General features: G+C 34.4%; 1 protein-coding gene. It reads right to left on the reverse strand.

The window, feature by feature from the left end; translation table 11 throughout:
* Positions 1-81: 81 nt before the first annotated feature.
* Positions 82-323 (reverse strand): TRAP transporter large permease subunit (locus tag PZE06_RS27420; protein ID WP_275792306.1); only part of this gene is annotated, 242 nt, incomplete at its 5' end.

The following is a 323-nucleotide window of genomic DNA, read 5'->3' on the forward strand; positions in this document are numbered from 1 at the left end:
AAAAATCTCGGGAAAACATTTTCCCGTTAAAAAATTGGCTCCAATACTTTTTAACTATCTCAGCAAAAATCAGAAAAGCCTTCAATTAAGCAACAAATTAGGCAGTAATAAAGTGATTTCTGGAACATAAGTAACCAATACTAAAACAACAATGGAAACAAATAAATAGGGTAACAAAGGCTTCGTTGCCTTCATAACAGAGACGTTCGCATTCTTTGACGCCTTTAAGAGTTTTAATGCCTTCGGTGGAGTGATCAATCCAATGCATAAATTTGTTGTTTGAATGATGCCAAAGTGGACTAAATCGATTCCTATCATTTGCA

Origin of the sequence: Robertmurraya sp. DFI.2.37, from assembly GCF_029211245.1 — a bacterium.
GTDB lineage: Bacteria > Bacillota > Bacilli > Bacillales > Cytobacillaceae > Robertmurraya > Robertmurraya methanolica_A.